Here is a 19872-nt window from a genome sequence, read left to right on the forward strand (position 1 = left end):
GATCAGGCGAGGATTGCCTTGACCACCTCGCCATGGACGTCGGTGAGCCTCATGTCGCGACCACCGAAGCGGGAGGTCAGCCGGGTGTGGTCCATGCCCAGCAGGTGGAGCATCGTGGCGTGGAGGTCGTGGATCTCCACCTTGTTCTCGACGGCGTGATAGCCGTAGTCATCGGTTGCGCCATGGATCGTCCCGCCTTTGATGCCGCCACCGGCGAGCCAGACCGTGAAGCCGTAGGGGTTGTGGTCGCGGCCGTCGGACCCTTGGGCCATCGGGGTACGGCCGAACTCGCCGGCCCAGACGACCAGGGTCGACTCGAGGAGACCGCGTGCCTTCAGGTCTTTCAGCAGGCCGGCGATCGGTTTGTCGACCGCGCGGGCGTTGTTCTCATGGCCCGACTTGAGGCTCGAATGCTGATCCCAGCGGTCGGCCCCGACGTTGGGGCAAAGCAACTCGATAAACCGCACGCCGCGCTCGACCAGGCGACGGGCGAGTAGACACTGCCGACCGTAGATCCGGGTCGGTTCATAGGTTTCATCGAGGCCGTAAAGCGCCTGGGTCGCTCTCGACTCGTTCGCCAGGTTCAAGAGGTCCGGGACCGCGGCCTGCATCCGGAAGGCGAGCTCGTAATTGGCGATCGACGACTCGAGGCTGTCGTGATGCCCCATCCGGTCGAGTACCCCCTGGTCGAGCGACCGCAACAGCCCAAGCTTCCTGCGCTGGGCATCGGCCGACCGGTTGGTGGAAGACTCGATGTTGGCCACCGCCTCACGACCTGCCTTGAAAACCGATCCCTGGTAAGTGGCGGGGAGAAAGCCGTTGGTGAAACAGTCGGCCCCCCCCGGCGGGATCAGACCGCCGTTCAGGACCACGAAGCCGGGCAGGTCCTGGCACTCGCTCCCGAGTCCGTAGGTCACCCAGGCCCCATGGCTGGGCCGCCCTTGCAGCCCGCTGCCGGTGTGCATGAAATAGTTAGCACTCGTATGTTCCGAGAAATTCGAGACCATCGAGCGTACGATCGCCATGTCGTCCACGCACTCGGACACGTTCCGGAACAGGTCGCTGACCGGGATCCCGCTCTCACCGCAGTGGCGAAACGTCCAGGGGCACTTGAGGACGTTCCCCACGTTATTGAACTGGGTCGGATGCGTCTTGACCTTGATCGGCTGACCGTGCTCCCGGTCGAGTCGCGGCTTCGGGTCAAACGTATCCACCTGGGACGGCCCACCGTCCATGAACAGGAAGATCACGCTCTTCGCCTTGGGGGCGAAGTGAGTGCGACGCGCGGCCCCCGTGGACTCCGCTGGTTCGGCCTGACCGCCAAACGCAGGGGAGTCGAGCAACGCCGTGAGCGCCAGCGCACCGAACCCATTGGCGCAGCGAGTCAGCATCTCACGACGCGAGTAGGGCGCGGTCTGGAAACGGTTGCAGTGCATGGCGGCCCTCGCGGTCATCCCGAAACGGTGGAGACGAAACCTTCGGCATCAATTCACGTAGATAAATTCTTTGACGTTGACAAGAACATGGCAGAGATCGGCCCACGCGCGGGGATCGTTGGCAGTTCCATACGACCCGGCCTGGGCATCAAGGAACGCCAGCCCTTCGACGGTTTCCCGCTCAGTCGGGGGCCGGCCAAAGGCGGTGAGATACATCTGCCTGAGGATTTCTTGACGCGTGGCTCCCGCGCGCTGACGGGCCAAGAGCCGCTCCGACCAGAGCGTGGCCTGGCCGATGACGAACGGGTCGTTGAGCATCGTCAGCGCCTGGGCGGGGACGTTCGAGACGTTGCGCCGACCCATGGTCGAGAACGGGGAAGGGGCGTCGAAGGCCAGGAACATCGGGCTCAAAAAGTTGCGTCGGACGTTGATGTAGAGACTGCGGCGGCCGTCGCCATCGAGCGGCCCCGAGGTCGCGGGCCGGCCCCGGCCCTCCATGAACGACGTCAGGTAGGGGGGCACGCTGGGCCCGAACAAGGTCGGGTCGAGCCGTCCGGAAACGGCGAGCAAGGTGTCGCGAATCACCTCGGCCTCGAGCCGGCGGACGTTCATCCGGTGGAGGAGCTGGTTGTCCGGGTCAAGCGACTCGGCCTGCTCGACCGGCTGGCTACTCATCCGATAGGTGCTCGAGAGGACGATCAGCCGGTGCATCGCCTTGATCGACCACCCGCTCGCCATGAACCGGGCGGCAAGGTCGTCGAGCAACTCGGGGTGAGTCGGGGTCCGCCCCATGACGCCGAAATCGTCGGGAGTCGGCACGATCCCCTGGCCGAAGTGGTGCTTCCAGATCCGGTTGACCATCACGCGGGCCACGAGCGGATTCGTGGGGTCGACGATCCGGCGCGCAAGCGCGAGCCGGCCGCTCCCCACGGCGGGGGCGGGTTGCTCGCTCCCGGCGATCGCTTCCAGAAAGCGCCGCGGGACGATCTCCCCTGGTGTCTTCGTGCTCCCGCGGATGTGGACTCGATCGTCTTCCCCGGTTCCGTCGGCGATCGCTAACGCCAAAGTCGGGGCCGGGATCGTCGCTTCCACCTGGCGATACCGCGCGAGGTCGCGCTGGAGGCCCGAATCATCGATCCGGCTGAGGTCGACCGGCGCGACGGCCGGGGATGCGGAAAGAGCAGGGGGGGCGGCCTGATCGGAGAACCGAATCTCATCGACCGCCAGGAAGCCCGAACCATCAACGTATCGGCTTTTGGCCTGGGTGTAGTCGACGGTCCCGCCGTCCGAAAGCTCGATGTAGGCGGTATGGCCGGCCCACATCTCCGTGTCCAAAGTGAACCAACGCAGTGGCTCGGACCCGACCTCGAGAGTGAGCCCGCCATAGATCGGCGACCGGATCTTCTCGAACCCATCGATCACCACGTTCAAACGGCCGTGGCGGCCCGAGGCCAGGCAATGAATGTACCGCTTCTCGAGCACAAAGGTCCGCGACCGAAGCACCCCCTCGAGCCGGTCGGAGACCAGGCCGCTATGCGCCTGCCCCGGCGCAACCGACGAGGCGAACGGAGTCCCCCCCTTCCAGGTCAGCAAGAGCTCCTCACCCTGGCTGGGCCGGCTCCCGAACGCAGTCCCTGAAACAAACCAGCCCTGATAATCTGATCCGTTGAAATCCTCGAAGAGGAGCGACGAGCCATCCCCGCTCGCGCGTGGCGCGGCGGAGGAGAGCGTGCCGACGGCCTGCCTGACCGACCTTTTGAGCGTCTCCAGTTCGGCCACCTTGGCCTGAACGGGGCCAGGCGGGTCGATAAAGGCATGCTGATGTCGCGAGCTCTGAAGATAGCCGGAGAGCGCGTAGTAGTCTTTGGTCGAGATCGCGTCGAACTTGTGGTCGTGGCAGCGGGCGCAGGCCACGGTCAGGCCGAGGAACGTTTTCGAGAGGACGTCGATCTGGTTATCGACGCGGCTCGCTTCCTCCTCGCGCAAATCGACCGGCGAGTGGGTCCCCTCGCCGAGAAAATAGAACCCAGTGCCAAGGATGGATTCGTTGAAACCGGCCGTCGGGTGCCGCCGCGGCGGATTGACGAGGTCCCCCGCCACGTGCTCGACGACGAACTGGTCGTAGGGAAGGTCGGCGTTGAGGGCCCGGACCACATAGTCGCGGTAACGAAAGGCGTCGGGGGCGTCGTAGTCGAACTCATGCCCCGCGGTCTCCGCGTAGCGGACCAGGTCGAGCCAGTGTCGTCCCCACCGCTCGCCATAAGCAGGGGATGCAAGCAGGCGATCGACCACCGTCTCATAAGCCCGCGGCGATGGATCGGCCAGGAACGCCTCGACCTCGGCTGGTGTGGGAGGCAGGCCCGTAAGGTCGAAGCTGAGCCGTCGAATCAAGGTCTGCTTATCGGCCTCGGGCGCGGGCGTGAGTCCTCGGCCTTCGAGGGCCGAGAGAATGTAGCCATCGATGGGTGACCTCATCCAACCGCTCTGGTGAGGGGCGGGGGGAGACGAGGCTCGGAGCGGTTGGAAGCTCCAATGCTCCGCGCGTTTTTTGAGGTCGAAAACGCTGGTGGTGGCCGCGGATCGGCCCGCGGTAACCTGCTGAGGCCAAGGCGCCCCGAGCTCGACCCACCGGGTCAAGGTGGCGATCTCGGCGTCCGGCAGCTTGGACTTCGGGGGCATCTTGTACAAATCGCCGTAGTTGATCGCTTCGATCAAAAGGCTTTCGACGGGCTTTCCCGGCACGATCGCGGCACCCGTGTCGCCGCCGGCCAGAATCGCATCGCGCGAGTCGAGCCTCAGGTGGCCCTTCTGCTTCTCGGCTCCATGGCACGACTGGCAGCGTGCAACGAAGAGCGGGCGGACTTGCTTCTCGAAGAATTCGAGCGCCGTGGGATCCTTGACCGGCTCGTCGGCGTGGGCCGAGAGACCGAAGCAACCGAGGAGAACGACGGTCAAGCACGGGAGGATCGGGCTCGTCGCTCGCGCCATGAGACGGACTCCATCATCAATCGCGGCCCCGCGACGAGACCCGACGATGCCGTGGTCGGTTGAGGGGGCCGACCTGGTTCCGATCGAAGTGATCCGGAGCGCAGTGCAGTCGACGTTGCAATCAATCAGGTTTTCGACCTCCTCCTCCCGCCAAGCAAGTCGCCCTGGCGAGAGTTGAGGGGTCGATCCCCCGGCGACTGAGCGCTGCCAGCCGCCAGGAGGAGGTGTCGATCGGTGGGATTACTTGGGAGCCCCGGCGGCCGGAGCATTGATGTCGACCAACTCGACGTCAAAGATCAGAGCGTCGTTGGGGCGGATCGTCCCGCTGCCCGGGGGCCGGGCGCCGTAGGCGAGCTCGGAGGGGATGAAGAGCCGGAACTTCGAGCCTTTTTTCATGAGCTGAAGGGCCTCTGTCCAACCCTTGATCACCTGGTCGACCTGGAAGCTCACCGGCATGCCGGCCTTGACCGAGCTGTCGAATTCGGTGCCGTTGATCAGTTTGCCAACGTAGTTGACCGAAACGCTGTCGGTCGGCTTCGGCGACTTGCCGGTGCCTTCCTTGAGGATCTGGTACTGGAGACCGCTCTTGGTCACCTGAACGCCCTTCTGGGTCGCGTTCTTGGCCAAGAACGCTTCGCTCTCCTTCTTGACCTTACCGAGCATCTCTTCCTGGAAGGCGATCAAGACTTCACGGATCTGCTCTTCGGTCAGGGCAGGCTTGCCCTCCATCGAGTCCTTGATCCCCTTCGCCAGCGCGTCCGTGTCGATGTCAACCGACTGCGACTTGAACGACTTGCCGATGCCAACGCCGATTCCGTAGCTGGCCTTCTGCTTCAAGTCTTTCCCACCGGCCGTACCGCCGCCGGCAGGCGCGGCTTTCTCGGCCTGACCCAACGCCGTGACGGCGATGAGGGCCAGACCCGCCGTGGCGATGATGAAACCCTTCATCCGTTGTCCTTATCTTTTCTGGTAGCGCTCGCCCAATCTGGCCGCAGGGTTCGCCCTGTGGCAAACCGTCTATCTTACAACCGACCAGAACCCGAGACCAGACCTCGAACGTGACGAGAGCGGTCATGAGATCATTTCAAGGAATATCGGCATCTGAGACCTCGAGCCACTATCCTCTGGGATCTCGCCTGCGAGAGCGATACGCTGGGGGCGAACCCGAGTCAGCCAGGCTTCCCGTCAGATCGCAAGCGAGGACTTTTCCATGAAACAGCGTGCGAGATTCCGGAAGGACGAACGTCGATCGGGGGGCCGGTCGATCCTGATCGTCGCCCTTTTCTTCCTCACCGGCTGGGTCGCCTGGGGGACCGACGGCCTCGCCGACGAGCCGACGGGCTTCCAGGCCGGCGCCTACGCGGCGGACATCACCCCGACCCGGTTTCCCATCTCCTTGAACGGGCAAATGCACGATCGCCCAGGCGGCTCGGCCCTCGATCGACTGCACGCGCGCTGCCTGGTGCTCGACGACGGCAAGGCCCCCGTGGCGATCGTGGTCGTCGATAGCTGCCTGATCAGCCGCGCGATCTTCGACGAGGCCAAACGCCGGATCGCCGAGATCACGCCGATCCGGACCGAGCGGATGTTGATGTCGGCCACCCACACCCACTCCGCGCCCACGGTCGTCGGAGTCTTCCAGTCCGAGCCGGATACCGACTACATCGCCTTCCTCATCGACCGGATCGTCGACGGCGTCGGCCGGGCGTACAAGAACCGGGAACCGGCCCAGATCGGCTGGGGCGTCGGCCAGGACCGAACGCAAGTCTTCTGCCGCGACTGGCTGATGAAACCCGGGACCGCCCTCACCAATCCATTCGGGGGAACGACAAACGACCAGGTCCAGATGCATCCCGGATACCTGAACCCGAACGCCATCGAACCGACCGCGCCGGTCGACCCCGACGTCTCGCTCGTCGCCGTCAAAGCGAAGAAGGACGGACGCCCGCTCGCGGTCCTGGCCAATTATTCGATGCACTATGCCGGCTACGGCGTGCCCCCGAATGCCGCCTCGGCCGACTACTTTGGCCGGTTCGCCGAGCGACTCAAAACGCTGGTCGGGGCCGAGCAATCCAACCCTGGGTTTGTCGGGATCCTCTCCAACGGAACCAGCGGAAACTTGCACTGCTACGACTACAGCAAGCCGCAAAACAAGCAATTGACCATCGACACCGTGGCGGACAGCGTCGCCCGCGCCGCGTTCGCGGCCTACGAGAAGATCGCGTATCACGACGCGGTTCCGCTGGTGATGCGCGAGTCCAAGATGACCTTGCCGCTCCGGCTGCCGAGCGCCGAGGAGCTCCAACGCGCCAAAGACTTGCTGGCCAGTCTCAAGAAGCCAAGCCTCAGCGGCTTCGGCGAGATCTATGCGCGGGAAACGGTCCTCCTGAGCGAGTTTCCCAAAGTCGTCGAGTTCAAACTCCAGGCGCTCCGCATCGGCACCCTCGGGATCGCGGCCATCCCCTGCGAAACGTTCGCCGAGACCGGCCTGGCCATCAAGCAGAAGAGTCCGTTGAAGCCAACGTTCACCATCGAGTTGGCCAACGGCTACAACGGCTATATCCCGCCCCCCGCGCGACACGCGATCGGTGGTTACGCGACCTGGCGCGCCCGTTCGAGCTGCCTCGAAGTCGGCGCCGAGCCGAAAATTCTCGCCGAGGTGCTTCGCTTGCTCGATGAAGTCGCCAACGCCCAGGAGTGACGGCGCGTCCACACGGTCAGACCCAAGAAGACGTCCCGCTCAGCGAGTTCATCCCAGCCTCGAAGGGTGCCAACCCTTCGAGGCTGCTCATTTTACGGAAAGTATTCTGCTAATAAAACTCAATACAACTCCATGCTAACAATCGTAGTCCCCATAGAAATTGTCGCCTTGATCCATTCCGCAAGTGTCAGGTATCCGTTCCCAGGCCGAGGGTGATACGGCTCAAAGGGTCGGTCAGGACCGATCATGGTCAGCCCTCCGACGGCCCTTCTCGATCCGGGCACCGTCCAGGCCGGCATATGAAGCCGTGGTGGAAACCCAGGTGCCCCCCCGCGGCGGAGCAGCCACGCCGCAAACCCTACCTTGCGGTCATGCACTCCCTCACCAAGCAGGAAGGCACCGCGTAGGCAACACGTGATGCTTGATACAAATGCGCGTGGTCGGGATTGACCGGATGCGCTCGAGCGATCGTCATCGCCAGCTACCACACAAAATTATACGCATTATCGCATGTCTCAATCTATTTAATTTTTTGCTTCAATGGAGAGCTGACAAGACCGCTTGGTAGGTCCTTTCGGATCATCATTCTCGCGTTGGCCGAGCTGTCCGGCGTCATGGGTGACGGCTGATCCATCGAATTCGAGTCGGTGACATCATGAGGTCAAAAGTGGTGTTATGCTCTACCTGCTCAGGCTTAAAAACCTCCGCCGCCCCGTTCGCTGCGATCATTCTCGTGGGAAGGTTGGCCGATGACAAACCGACAGAAGAGTGTCAGTCGCCTAAGTCCGCGGGTCGAGTCTCTGGAGTGCCGCAAACTGTTGAGCACGACTCGTTCCGCCATGGACGCATCGGCTCCGGCGGGCCAACGTCGCGTCGCTGCCGAGGTTGGCCCCCTTCCAACATCGCATCCGTCAGTCCTTGCCAACCTCCCGGTCACGGCGGCCGCCGACGGCCCGTCCACGGCATCATTCATCGACCCGACCGTCGTCATCCGCAATGTCCGGGCGATCACCATTGGAGCCAAAGTTTACATCGGTCCGTTCGCGAACGTGAGCGCCCGGCGCGGGGCAACGATCGCGATCGGTAACTCAAGCAATGTGCAGGACAACGTCGCGATCCGGGCCGTCGGCCGTGATGGGGGGGTGGTGATCGGCGACCAGGCGATCCTGGCTCATAACGCGAGCGTCATCGGCCCCGCAACGATTGGGGCGCCGGGGGGCGCCGCAGCGTTCGTTGGGTTCAATGCCGTCATCGATGGCGCGACCGTCCAACCCGGAGCGATGGTGAGCAGTCTCGCCCGGGTCGCGCCGGGGATCGTGATACCGACCGGGATGAAAGTCAAGCCGGGCATGGACATCAGGACACAGGCCGAGGCGGAACAAGAGAGCCTGGGCAAGGTCGAACCGGTTACGAGCGGTGACATTCAATTCATGAACGACGTGATTCACGTCAACGAGACTCTTGCCGCGGGTTACTCGGCGCAGGCGATCGAATCACCCCGTTCGGTGCGGGGCATCGGTCCCAATCCGCCGGCCCCAACGTTCAACCCGATTTCGCATACGCCAACCCTTGCTGGCACGCCGACCACAGCGCCGAGGTTCCACAACCGGATCATCGGCGACGTCCGGATGGCCAATTTCCCCCGGCAACTTCATCGAGTCATGGGCCGTGGCGACTCGATCCGCGCCGACGAGGCCAGTCCCTTCCTCGTCGGATCAATTGCCCGGATGTCCAATCGGGTGACCGTTCATGGCCTTGAACATAGTGATTTGATTTTAGGAGATCGCGACGCCTTCGGTTTCCATAGTGTGATCCACGGCGGTTCGGACTCGGGTCAGAACCCCGAAGAAACGACCGTCGTCGGCGACCGCGTCCGGGTCGGAGCCTGGGCCGTCGTCTTCAGATCAACGATCGGCGACCGAGTCAGGATCGGCCGCTACGCCTACGTCGACGGCTCCACGCTCGCACCGGGCACCGTCGTTCCACGGGGCGCGATCATCGTCAACAATCAATTTCTGGGCACGGTCGAGTGGGTTTGACAGGCCACCGCGTCGGCCCAGGCCCACCCCCGACCTGGCGGAGCGCTGGCGCGAGTTCTCCGAGCATGGCACGCTGCGTCCGGTGAACCCCCGGCTCGCGCCACCCGAGTTGTTCGTCGAGCGCCCCTCGGGAAAACCGCGAGGCTGGGCTGGCGGATCGGCCCGGCGCTCGATGGCGGCCACCGCGTCGTGCGTGTCCAGCGCGACGGCCGGCCCTGGAAGGAACTCGGCCTCAAGCCCGCGGACTCCCTCGCCACGGGCCGCGATTCCACGCCGATACCCCTGCGGGCCCACGGCCTCGAAGTGGACGCCAGCGAGCCGCACACCTATACTCTGACCTTCCTGGACGCGGCCGGCAACGAGTCGCCCCCCAGCGCGACGGTACACGTCGGGCCGTAGGACGCCGGAGTCCGTTGGTGATCGGGTCGTCGCCTCGAGCTTGGCGCGTGCGGGTGAGCGCTCGGTCGAACCCTCTCCCTACTTGTGGCGGACGATGCCCACCATCGATCCGTCGCAAGCGTCCTTCCTTAACGTGAGAAAAAGCACCGACTGTTCTCTTCATCGATCGGATTCGGGGAACGCTCATGGATACCTCTCTGTGCCCGCGAGTGACGGCTTTACCGCCGTTCGGTGTCCTGGAGCAGACGTTTGCCCGGCCGCGCGAACGGGATGTGTCCGCGGCGGTGTTCCGGGAGATGAGGAAGCTTTTCCCGGTCCCAGCCGTCCTGCGCAACAAGGTCGTGGGACTGACCATGCCGAGCCGCGGCATCCGCGACATCCAAACCGTGGTTCGAGCGGCGGTCGACTTTCTCAAGTCAGAGTGCAAGGAGGTCCGGGTCCTGACCGCCATGGGCACGCATGGGGGTGGGACCGAGGCCGGTGAACGCGACATGGCGGCGTCCCGCGGCGTGACTGAGGCGGCGGTCGGAGCCGCCATCCACTCGCGGATGGACACACGGCAGATCGCCACCGTGGACCATGTCGAGGTCCACGTCTCGGAGGATGCCCTGGCGTGCGATTGCGTCGTGCTGTTGAACCGGGTGAAGGAGCACACCGACATCGACTGGCCGGTACCGCCGCCCGCGGGGTTCTTCGGACTCGAGTCCGGGTTCGCGAAGATCCTCGCCCTGGGGCTGTCCAAGATGCGCGCGATTGAGATGCACCGACATATTCCGCGGATCGGCCTCGGCGCTGCGATCGAACTGGCCGCGCGACGGACGATCAGCGGAACGGAGGTCAAAATTGCGGGCGGGCTGGGAATCATCGAGAATGCCTGCGACGAGACCGCCGAGATCCTCGGCGTTCCCGTGGTGACTGTGGACCAATTCTTCGCCGCGGAAGCCGCCGCGCTCGGCCGCTCGAAGCTCCTGATGCCCGCGCTGCCCGTGATGGATCTCGATCTCCTCTACTGTGCCTTTCTGGGAAAGGACAAATCCGGCCAGGGGATGCACACGAAGGCGATCGGGCGATCACCCTATGGCTACGAGCAGGGAAAGCCCTGGAAGCCCGCGATGCCGCGAATTCACACGATCATCGGCGGCCGCCTGACCGAAGGAAGTCACGGCAACGCCATCGGCGTCGGCATGTGCCAGTTCATCACCCGCCGCTTCGACGAGGCGGTGAACTGGGAGCGGACGGCGGTCAACTGTCTTTCCGCGCTCACCCCCAACCAGGCCCACCGGCCGATCGTCTGCGAGAGCGATCGGCGCGCCCTCGAGCTCGCGCTCGCCGTCTGCCCGTCGGGACCGAACGGTGTCCGCGCGGCGCTCATCGACAGCACCCTGGAGATGACCCGACTGCTCGTCTCACCCGGTTTGATTGCCGCTCTCCCGCCCGGTGGTAACGCACGCGTCGTCCAGGAGCCCGAGCCCCTCCGTTTCGACGTGGAGGGATATCTCGACGTCGACCGCTACTGGGGGTCGCACTGAACGGCGACCGGAGTTTGCGCGACGGGACCTTCCGGATCCCGAAGCCTGCCGACGATGATGAGCGGCGCAAGGATGGCCGAGACGCGATCCCGCCTCCCGGTCATCCTGCCGACATCGTTTTCGTGCGCTTCCAGCGTCAGGTCGCCATCGAGAACAACAGCACTTTCTCGCTGAAGACCGGGCCGCCCCATAGGAGGAGCCGGTGAGGATTCGGCGGGAAATCTTGCCCCCGCGACCTCACTTCGTCCGGCCCAGCTCCCTGTCTTGCATGGCCTCCTTCTGCTTCTTCTTCTCCGGGTATTCGATGACGACGAGCTCCCGCGTCTCGGGGTCGTAGCCGTACTCTTGGTAGTAGGGGAGCATCGGGAGCTGGATTCCGTCGGGCTTGCCCTTCTTGATGATCAGATCCATGAACTCCGCGTACGTCTTGATCTTCTCGCCGTTGAGGGCCTCGTAGGCGTCCATGTCCATCTTGACCTTCATCTTGGCAATGTTGCCCACGCTGGTGCGGTAGGCGTCGGCCTGGACGGTGAGGTAGTCGGTCGAGTGGATCTTGCCGTCGGTGGTCTGCCCGCCCGCCATGAGTTCGGGCTGGAGGTCGCGGACGTCCTGCGTGGTCTTGTGGAGGGTCTCACGGGTCGGTGCGGCCATGCGCTTCGCCTTCTCCTCACAGCCGGCGGTGAGGACGGCAAGCGGGAACGCGAGGGCCAAGGCGAGGAGGGGGCGGGATCGGGGTGTCATCGGGCCGTCCTGGTTGGTTCGGGGACTCGGATCGTGCGGAGGTCAACGTGTAAGAATCCCCAGCCTAAAGAGGAAATTTCATCGAGGTAGTAAAGGGTTGATTTGAAAGGAGCTCGCGTCTGTGATGTCCTTAAGGTAGGTGGCTAATCACTACCGGGAGGCAATCATGGAACGCGAACTCTGGCCCGATTATATCACCTCGTCATGGTCGCCGGGCCGCTGGGGAACGGCCCGGCGAGGTACCGGCGAATCGGGCCACGCCCTCGATCGTCCGGGGCGGGTCATCGACGGCGACGGCGGGGATCGCCATCAACCAGGCGAACGTGACGAACATCGGAGGCCTCCCGTCGACTTCGACCCTCCCGCCATCGATCGTCGGACAGGCCGAGATCGGTATGATCGGAGGGTCGATCTGTCGCGATCGTAATGAGACTCGCGAGGCGATGCAACGATGCGTTCGCTCGGTCCCATCGCGGCGATTTGCCCAGGAGTGGAAGTGCGGACCCGACCCGGGAAAATGCGTCTTATCGGCCGCGGCCAAGGGGTCGAGGAAATCCCGGTAAGATCGGAGGGCGGCCGGCGATCCTCCGGCCGAATGCCAACGTCCCGACTGAAGTCGAAGCACGGGAAGCTGCCAGGCAAATGGTAGGCTGGGGGTAACCCGAGCGATTCCCGAACAGGTACCACTCCAGTCAGAGCGCATGAGCAGGCGGCGTAACGATACCTCAGCCTTTTGGGAGTCCAGGCACCGGCGTTTTGAAGACACTTGCCGAGGCCAGATTTCGTGCACTCCCAACAGAGAAGGTGTTTTCCATGTGGCGCAACTTGATTCTGGCGGCGGGCCTGTTTGCTTGCCTGATCCCGGCGGACATGTTCGCGCAGGAGTATCAGAAGACCATCACGGTCGAGGTCTTTCTGCCGGAGGGCGCCCGCCTGTTTATCGAAGGGCAGGAGACGAAGTCCAAGGGGCTGATACGCCGCTTCGAGTCGCCGCCACTGCCGCCGGGCAATTACACCTACACCATCGAGGCGATCATTCCCGGTCCAAACGGGCCGCGAACGGTGGCACGCCGGATCGACGTTCGGCCGGGCGACTTCGAATCGATCGACCTGCGCGAGCCGGGCAAACGGCCCATAACCGACGTCGAATATGAGCCGACGCCACAGAAGGTGGTCGATGCGCTGCTGCGGCTGGCCAAGGTAACCAGCACGGACGTGGTCTGGGACCTCGGCTGCGGCGACGGACGCATCCCCGTGACGGCGGCCAAGGAGTACGCCTGCAAGGCGTGCGGTTTCGATATCGATCCCGAACGCGTCAAGGATTCCCTCGCCAACGTGCGCAAGCACGGCGTAGAGCGGCTGGTCACGATCGAAAAGCGTGACGTCTTCACACTCGACCTGAGCAAAGAGCCGACCATCGTCACCCTCTACCTGCTGCCGCGCCTCAACGCCAAATTGTTGCCGCAACTCCGGAAGCTGCGGCCGGGCGCGCGCGTGATTTCGGTCGCGCACCGGATGGCCGACGTCAAGCCTGACGAGCAGACCGTGGTTGATACTGAGCGGGGCCAGTTCAACGTCTATCTGTGGAAGGCGGAGACGCTCCGTGGCCATTGACTTGCCACGTTCTCTCGTCGGCGCGGTTCTCGCTCAGGTTTGTCCGGTGGCTCATTGTCGCGAATCGCGTAACGCCGAGGCAAGCGCCGACGGCTGGGGAGGTCGTGATTTTGCTATTGTCGGTCCGACACACCGATGGGATCGCCTCGGATCCTGTCGTGGCCAGGCCAGCATTTATGCCAACGCAACTGTTCACGCAAAAAAGAAATCATCATCAACACGCTAACACTCATCGTCATACGAGATCAACGGGGCCGCCGCCTGGTTCACCCATTGCGTCGGGCGATCGCGAACAACGAGGTGCCGGTCTCAAGTGTTGCGGCGAGTGCCCTCGGTTGTTCGACCGCGAAGGCGAGCTTGAGTAACAATGGCGCGGGCCAGATCGGAACGCGGAGGTGGCGGCGATAGACGTCGGCCGGCGACTCGCCCGCCTCTGCCTTGTTCCTCGCACGCTGACGCTTGAGGATCGGGACCATCCAGGCGCCCCACCAGAAGACGGATTCGACCTCGAGCCCGGTCTCGTCGAACGCCCGGCGCAGTCCGTCGGGGAGGTAACGGCGACGGTGTCCCTGGATCGCGTCAAACTCGGAAAAGAGGTCGGGCCGAGCCGGGACGCTGACGATCACGAGGCCGCCCCCCGGCTTCGCGAGCTGGCCGAGCGTTGCCACCGCCGCGCGATCGTCATCGAGGTGCTCGATCACGTCGAGCGCGATCACAACGTCGAAGGTCTCCACATCGTTGGGGAGTGGGCGGGTGAGGTCGGCCTCGATCAGCCTGCGGTCGGGCCGGTCGAGCTTGGCGAGGATCGAAGGCGAAACGTCGAGGCCGCGCGGGGCGTAGCCTTTGGCCTCGAGGGCCTCGAGCGTGACGCCCCAGCCGCAGCCGGCATCGAGCACCTTGGCCGGTGGTCGAATGCCCAGCCGCTCCAGCAGGGTGAGGGTCAGCTTCGCGCGGGCGTGCCACCAGGGGTGCCTTCGGACAATCGCACCGGTCGCGACGAGGATCCCCTCATCCATATGACCATCGGCAATCCCCTCGGACCAAGTCGTGATCATGCGAACTCCATCGGACTCCTCTCGGCGAGGGGGCTCCTGCGCGACTGTGCCGCCCCCTCAATCGCATGCCGATGTTTCGCGCGAGTCAGAACCCGATCGATCGATCGCGGGCCGTGACGTCCCACTCATCGACAAGCGCTCCGTCTTCGATCACGTACACCCGCCGGTGCAGAGCGCAGGTCGGGCAGATGTGGGTGGGGATGGCCAGGACTGCGGTGCCGGGGGGGAACTGGCCCGCTTGCGGGGTCTCGACGACGAGATGCTCTTCGCTCTGGCCGCCGAGAGTCGCCTCCGGGATGTTGAGCAGGGTCAAGCGGGCGCCGACGGGGTCGGCGGCGACCGCCTTGTGACCGAGGTCGAGGCAGAGACGACCGGGACGAGGATGGCTGATAACCCGGGTCAGGAGCAGGGCGGCCGGAACAAACGGCAAGTCGGGAAACTTGGTCGCGTAGCCATTGTCATGGAGGACACTGGTGCCCGGCGAGCACTCGACGCCCGGTCGATCCAAGGCCGCATGGACCGGGAAGGTCGGGGTTCCGCCCAAAACCAGCCGCGGCGCCTCGATCCCGCGTTGCTTGAGCCGCTCCTGGAGCCGGAGCGTCTTCTCGATCCCAGGCGCGGCGATCCGCTTGCGCTCGTCCGGGTCGGCCTCCTGAATGTGGCCGTCGTAGGCGTGTAGTCCATCGAGGACGAGGTTCGGCAACCGCTCGATCAGCGTCGCCAGTTCCTCCGCCCCCGCACCGGGGTCGATCCCGGTCCGACCCATGCCGACCTCGAGGTCGATCAGGACCGGGAGCGGCTTGCCGATTCCCTCGACGCCAGCCGACAAGGCGCGGGCCGAGTCGGGATGGTCCACGAGGACTCGAAACTGGGTCTCGGGGAACCCGCGGATCAGACGGGCGAGGCGGTCGATGTTCGGTCCGACGACCGGATAGCCGAGCAGCACGTCGGTCCCTCCGGCCCGGGCGATCATCTCGGCCTCGGCGATCGTGGCGCACTTATGCTTGTGAATCCCTTTCCGTTCCACCAGCCGAACGATCTCGGCCATCTTGTGCGTCTTGACGTGGGGACGAAGCCGATCGGCGCTCCCGGCGAGCGCGATCATCGCCTCGAGGTTCTGCTCGAGAATCGTCCGGAAGATCAAGAGCGACGGACTGAGCAGTCGCGAGGTCTCGTTCAAACGATAGCGGGAATCCATCAACGTGCCCTTCTTCGGGAGTTCGGCCCAGTCAGGGGAACAGCGGCGGGTTCGGGTGGGTTCAAGGTTTGGCCGGCATGAGTTCCAAGGCGGCGGCCGTCATGGCGCGGATCCCGGTTTGGATGCTCGGCGCGGGGTCGGGGTGGTAGAGCGAAGAGTGAAGCGAGGGGAGCGATTCCCCCTTCGCTTTCGCCTCCTTGATGCGTTGCGGCGGGGTTGTACCCAGGCGGAACATGAAGGTCGGCACCCCGTCCCGGCCATAGAGGCCGAAATCCTCGGCGCCCATGACCGGCTCGACTTCCTTGACATTCGGTGCGCCGAGGGTCTCGATCAGGACCGGGAGAATCCGCGCGACCAGACTCGGCGTATTGATCGTCGGGGGCGTGGTTTCCACGAGGCTGACGACCGGCTCCGGGGCCTGATGCGCCTGAGCCAGTCCCTTCACCCGGCGATTGATGCCTTCGATCAACTGGTCGCGGACGTCGTCGCGATAGGCGCGGAGGGTCAACTGGAGCTTCACCTCGTTCGAGATGATGTTGTGCTTCGTCCCCCCGTGAATCGAGCCGACGGTCAAGACCGCCGGATGAATCGGGTTGATCTCACGGCTCACGATCGTCTGAAAATCCACGATCGCCAGCGCGGCCAACACGATCGGATCGACGGTCGAGTGAGGCGAGGCGCCATGGCCTCCCTTCCCCTTGATCAGGACGTCGACCGCCGTGGAGCCGGCCAGGGCAGGGCCCGACGTATAGGCCACGGTCCCGGTCGCCTGGTCGGGAGTCACGTGCAAAGCCAGGGCAAAGTCGGGCTTGGGAAACCGGGTGTAGAGGCCGTCGTCGAGCATGGCCTTCGCCCCACCGATCATCTCCTCGGCGGGCTGGCCAATCAACAATACGGTTCCCGCCCACTGGTCCTTATGCGTGGCCAACCAGCGAGCCACACCAACAAGACAAGTCATATGGATGTCATGACCGCAGGCGTGCATCACGCTTACAGGCTTGCCGGACAGGTCAAGCGCGGTCGCCTTGCTCGCGTAGGGCAGGCCGGTCTCCTCGGCCACGGGCAAGGCATCGAGGTCTGTCCGGATCAGGACGGTCGGCCCCGGCCCGTTCTTGAGGATCCCGACGACTCCAAGCTTCCCCACGCCGGTCGTGACCACGGCTCCGGCTTGGGTCAGCTCGTCGGCGATCCGCTCGGCCGTTTTGACTTCCTGGAAGGAAAGCTCAGGGTGGGTGTGCAGGTGAGTGTAGAGTGCCACCAAATCGTTTTGGTTGGCCTGGAACCAGGCGTCGTACGGGCTCGCCCCGTTCGCGGAGCCGGCCGTCGGCGCGAGCAGGACGATCGAGACCAACCAGACGCGCAGAGAGGGCATCGGCATGCTCCGTGACAGGGCGGTTACGACGGCGATTGTTTGTGCGTACGGATCGGAGGAGAGGTACGAACTTCGGGGAGCGGTCAGTCCAATCCCATCTGCTTGTTGTAGGCAAGCGCCTTGGCGTGTTCCGCCTCGGGAATCTTGCCGCAGCGCTGATAGATGACGGAGAGAGCCGTGTAGCTGAAGGTATCGTCCGGTTCGAGCTCGACCACCTTCTTGGCGTGCTCGATCGCCTTGTCGGATTCCGCGAGATCCGCATAGAGCTTGGCAAGCATGCCGTGGCCGATGGCATAAGTCGCGTCCAACGCCACGGCCTCTTCCAGCTTGAGGATGGCTCCGGGCTTGTCGCCGCCGTCGCGCAGATCCACGGCCTGGTCGTACAATTCGTTCGGTGTCGGCATGAGAATCGAGTCCGGTCGTGAGTTCGGCTTCAACATGGAATCGCAATCGCCAGTTTCCCTCAACGATTGTAAGGCGAAGGCGCGTCGGACGCCATCGTCTCGCAACGGACAACACGCTGGCATGGCGTTTGCCTGAACGGATTCTTAAAAAAAGGATTCCGTGACGAAGGTCCGACTCGCCGATCCGCGCACCGTCGCGGTCTGAGAATTCCTCTCGCGAGCGAACTCGCCGCCCCTTTTTTTTCCCCTTGGGGACTCTCCCAATGCTCTTGGCGTTCGAAGATGACGGCCCAGGCCCGGTGGTGGTCCTGCTCCACGGCTTTCCGCTCAATCATTCGATGTGGAAAGCGCAGCTGGCAAAAATCGGCTCGCTCTATCGTGTGATCGCCCCCGACCTTCGCGGCCACGGCCGCACGGCCGCCCCGACCGGGATCTACACGATGGACGAAATGGCCGACGACGTCCTCGACCTGCTCAACGCGCTTCAGCTCAAGGAGCCGGTCGTGCTCGGTGGCCTATCGATGGGTGGGTACATCGCCCTTTCCCTGATCGCCCGCCACCCCGAGCGGGTTCGCGCCCTGATGCTCATGGACACCCGGGCGGGGGCCGACTCGACGGCGACGGCGAACGCGCGGCTCGAGCTGGCGAACACGGTCGAGTCGAGCCGGAGCAACGTCCCCGTCATCGACGCGATGCTCCACAAGCTCTTCTCCGAGATGACCCGGAGTCATCATGCCGATCGGATCGAACCGATCCGCCAGATGATGGAGAAAACCCCGGTCCGTGCCGTGGCAGGGGCCCTGAGAGGGATGGCCGCCCGCCCCGATCGGACCAGCGACCTCGCCCGGATCAACGTGCCGACCTTGGTCCTGGTCGGGGAGGACGACCCGATCACACCGCCCGCCGAGGCCCGAACGATGGCGGAAGCAATCCCCGGGGCCCAGTTCGAGATCATCCCCAACGCCGGACACCTTGCCCCACTGGAGAACCCGTCGGCCAGTAATACCGCGATCTTGCGCTTTCTCGCCAGTCTCCCTTGAACGAAGGAGAGAGCCGGCCCTTGCATCCTGAACGCGAAGCCGAGATAATTCGTCGCTAGCGGGTGATTTGCGACAAAATTCTAGGCTTGAGCAGACCGAGATCCGATGGCGGACGCGACTGAAGAACCGTTGATCGCGACTCCGGCGGCGCTCGGCGAGCTGGTCGATCACTTACGTGCCTCAGGACGCTTCGCGTTCGACACCGAGTTCGTCTCCGAGGAAACGTTCGAGCCGGTCCTCTGCCTGATCCAGGTGGCGACTCGGGATCGGCTGGCGGTGATCGACCCGCTCGCGATCGAGGACCTTTCCTCGTTCTGGGCCCTGGTGATCGACCCGACCATTGAGGTCGTGATGCACGCGGCGAGCGAGGATCTGCGGATCTGCCGGTTCAAGACCGGCACCGTCCCTCGCCGTGTCTTCGACGTGCAGATCGCTGCCGGACTCGTCGGTTTCGGCTACCCGCTCTCGCTGGTGAACCTGATCGGCCAGGCGCTCCGGATCACCGTCTCCGGAGGGGAGACCCGGACCGACTGGCGGCGGCGTCCGCTCACCGCGGCCCAACTTCGGTACGCACTCGATGACGTGCGCTACTTGCTCGACCTGGCCGACCTGCTCGGCTCCCAGCTCAAAGAACTGGGGCGGGTGGATTGGGCTGAGGGTGAGTTCGCCCAATTCGTCTCGAGCATCCAGAATCGCGTCGAGGAAGAGCGCTGGCGACGGCTTCCCGGGCTCCATCAGCTCAATCGCCGCGGCCTCGAAGCGGCCCGCCGCCTGGCCGAATGGCGGTTCGCGGAAGCCCGACGGTCGAATCGCCCGATTCGCCAACTGCTCCGCGACGACCTGCTCGTGGCGATCGCCAAGCGGCAGCCGTCGAGCCGGCGCGACCTCGAGGCGCTCCGCGACTTCAACCGGCCCCACCTCCTGAGCCGGGCGGCCGATCTCCTGGCCGTGATCGCTAGCGCCCAACTGGTTGAGCCCGAGGATTTACCCGAGCCGCCCGACCGCCATGATGACGGCCCAGGGCTGACGATGGTGGTCAACCTGCTCGCCGCGGCTCTCGCCCAATGCTGCGCCCAGGCGCGGGTGGCCGCCGGACTCGTCGGGACCTCGAATGACCTCAAAGACCTGATTCGCTGGCACTCCCAAAATTGCCCCGACTCCTTCCGCCCCGAACTGGCGGAAGGTTGGCGTGCCGAGGTCTGTGGCAAACCGCTCCTCGACGTGCTCTCCGGCCGCTGCGTGCTTCGCGTGGCCGACCCACGGGCCGACGTCCCCGTCGTCCTCGAGCCGCCCGCGGACCGCCGGTCGAGCTAGCCCGGTCGCTCGCCTGCGTTTGCCTCCGATCCAGCTCCATCG

The 19872-nt window shown here is 64.5% G+C and carries 16 protein-coding genes; 7 read left to right on the forward strand and 9 right to left on the reverse strand.

Annotation, left to right across the window (positions count from 1 at the left end):
• Window positions 1-2 precede the first annotated feature (2 nt).
• The 3 genes from BUS42_RS38855 to BUS42_RS38865 all read right to left on the reverse strand — a co-directional run bounded on the left by BUS42_RS38855 (window position 3) and on the right by BUS42_RS38865 (window position 5372).
• Window positions 3-1436 (reverse strand): DUF1501 domain-containing protein, encoded by a 1434-nt coding sequence (locus tag BUS42_RS38855; protein WP_074316809.1) that lies wholly within the window; start codon window positions 1434-1436, stop codon window positions 3-5.
• A gap of 48 nt (window positions 1437-1484) precedes the next feature.
• Complete coding sequence (locus BUS42_RS38860) at window positions 1485-4424, reverse strand: PSD1 and planctomycete cytochrome C domain-containing protein (RefSeq protein ID WP_074316811.1); 2940 nt, start codon at window positions 4422-4424, stop codon at window positions 1485-1487.
• A 240-nt stretch (window positions 4425-4664) separates the two neighbouring features.
• Entirely contained in the window at window positions 4665-5372 is a 708-nt protein-coding gene (locus tag BUS42_RS38865; RefSeq protein ID WP_074316813.1) for an FKBP-type peptidyl-prolyl cis-trans isomerase, read from the reverse strand.
• Between the two features lie 262 nt (window positions 5373-5634).
• Between BUS42_RS38865 and BUS42_RS38870 the strand changes: the two genes are divergently transcribed.
• The 4 genes from BUS42_RS38870 to BUS42_RS38885 all read left to right on the forward strand — a co-directional run bounded on the left by BUS42_RS38870 (window position 5635) and on the right by BUS42_RS38885 (window position 11092).
• Window positions 5635-7125 (forward strand): hypothetical protein, encoded by a 1491-nt coding sequence (locus BUS42_RS38870; RefSeq protein WP_143206679.1) that lies wholly within the window; start codon window positions 5635-5637, stop codon window positions 7123-7125.
• An 818-nt stretch (window positions 7126-7943) separates the two neighbouring features.
• The gene (locus BUS42_RS38875; protein ID WP_143206680.1) at window positions 7944-9164 is read left to right on the forward strand and encodes an LbetaH domain-containing protein; all 1221 of its coding nucleotides are present in this window, start codon (window positions 7944-7946) and stop codon (window positions 9162-9164) included.
• A gap of 189 nt (window positions 9165-9353) precedes the next feature.
• Window positions 9354-9563, forward strand: a complete 210-nt coding sequence (locus tag BUS42_RS38880; RefSeq protein WP_074316817.1) for a hypothetical protein — start codon at window positions 9354-9356, stop codon at window positions 9561-9563.
• Between the two features lie 185 nt (window positions 9564-9748).
• Window positions 9749-11092, forward strand: a complete 1344-nt coding sequence (locus tag BUS42_RS38885; RefSeq protein WP_143206681.1) for a DUF362 domain-containing protein — start codon at window positions 9749-9751, stop codon at window positions 11090-11092.
• Between the two features lie 237 nt (window positions 11093-11329).
• On the opposite strand, the gene BUS42_RS38895 is transcribed toward BUS42_RS38885, so the two are convergent.
• Together BUS42_RS38895 and BUS42_RS46115 are read right to left on the reverse strand one after the other, a co-directional pair.
• Complete coding sequence (locus BUS42_RS38895) at window positions 11330-11833, reverse strand: hypothetical protein (protein WP_074316823.1); 504 nt, start codon at window positions 11831-11833, stop codon at window positions 11330-11332.
• A 202-nt stretch (window positions 11834-12035) separates the two neighbouring features.
• On the reverse strand, window positions 12036-12167 hold the full coding sequence (locus BUS42_RS46115) for a hypothetical protein (RefSeq protein WP_256386235.1): 132 nt from the start codon (window positions 12165-12167) through the stop codon (window positions 12036-12038).
• A gap of 479 nt (window positions 12168-12646) precedes the next feature.
• On the opposite strand from BUS42_RS46115, the gene BUS42_RS38905 reads away from it, so the two are divergent.
• A complete protein-coding gene (locus BUS42_RS38905; protein WP_074316827.1) occupies window positions 12647-13447 on the forward strand; it encodes a TIGR03000 domain-containing protein in 801 nt (266 codons plus the stop codon).
• 266 nt (window positions 13448-13713) lie between these two features.
• On the opposite strand, the gene BUS42_RS38910 is transcribed toward BUS42_RS38905, so the two are convergent.
• The 4 genes from BUS42_RS38910 to BUS42_RS38925 all read right to left on the reverse strand — a co-directional run bounded on the left by BUS42_RS38910 (window position 13714) and on the right by BUS42_RS38925 (window position 17476).
• Window positions 13714-14502, reverse strand: a complete 789-nt coding sequence (locus tag BUS42_RS38910) for a class I SAM-dependent methyltransferase (protein WP_074316829.1) — start codon at window positions 14500-14502, stop codon at window positions 13714-13716.
• An 85-nt stretch (window positions 14503-14587) separates the two neighbouring features.
• Entirely contained in the window at window positions 14588-15700 is a 1113-nt protein-coding gene (locus BUS42_RS38915; protein ID WP_074316830.1) for a D-TA family PLP-dependent enzyme, read from the reverse strand.
• A 61-nt stretch (window positions 15701-15761) separates the two neighbouring features.
• Complete coding sequence (locus BUS42_RS38920) at window positions 15762-17072, reverse strand: M20 metallopeptidase family protein (protein ID WP_074316832.1); 1311 nt, start codon at window positions 17070-17072, stop codon at window positions 15762-15764.
• 83 nt (window positions 17073-17155) lie between these two features.
• Complete coding sequence (locus tag BUS42_RS38925) at window positions 17156-17476, reverse strand: hypothetical protein (RefSeq protein WP_074317552.1); 321 nt, start codon at window positions 17474-17476, stop codon at window positions 17156-17158.
• 263 nt (window positions 17477-17739) lie between these two features.
• On the opposite strand from BUS42_RS38925, the gene BUS42_RS38930 reads away from it, so the two are divergent.
• Together BUS42_RS38930 and BUS42_RS38935 are read left to right on the forward strand one after the other, a co-directional pair.
• Window positions 17740-18516 carry an alpha/beta fold hydrolase gene (locus BUS42_RS38930; protein ID WP_074316834.1) on the forward strand — a complete coding sequence of 259 codons (777 nt, stop codon included), beginning with the start codon at window positions 17740-17742 and terminating at the stop codon, window positions 18514-18516.
• A gap of 105 nt (window positions 18517-18621) precedes the next feature.
• Window positions 18622-19830 carry a ribonuclease D gene (locus BUS42_RS38935; protein ID WP_074316836.1) on the forward strand — a complete coding sequence of 403 codons (1209 nt, stop codon included), beginning with the start codon at window positions 18622-18624 and terminating at the stop codon, window positions 19828-19830.
• Window positions 19831-19872 lie beyond the last annotated feature (42 nt).

It is taken from the genome of Singulisphaera sp. GP187 (assembly GCF_900129635.1).
GTDB lineage: Bacteria > Planctomycetota > Planctomycetia > Isosphaerales > Isosphaeraceae > Singulisphaera.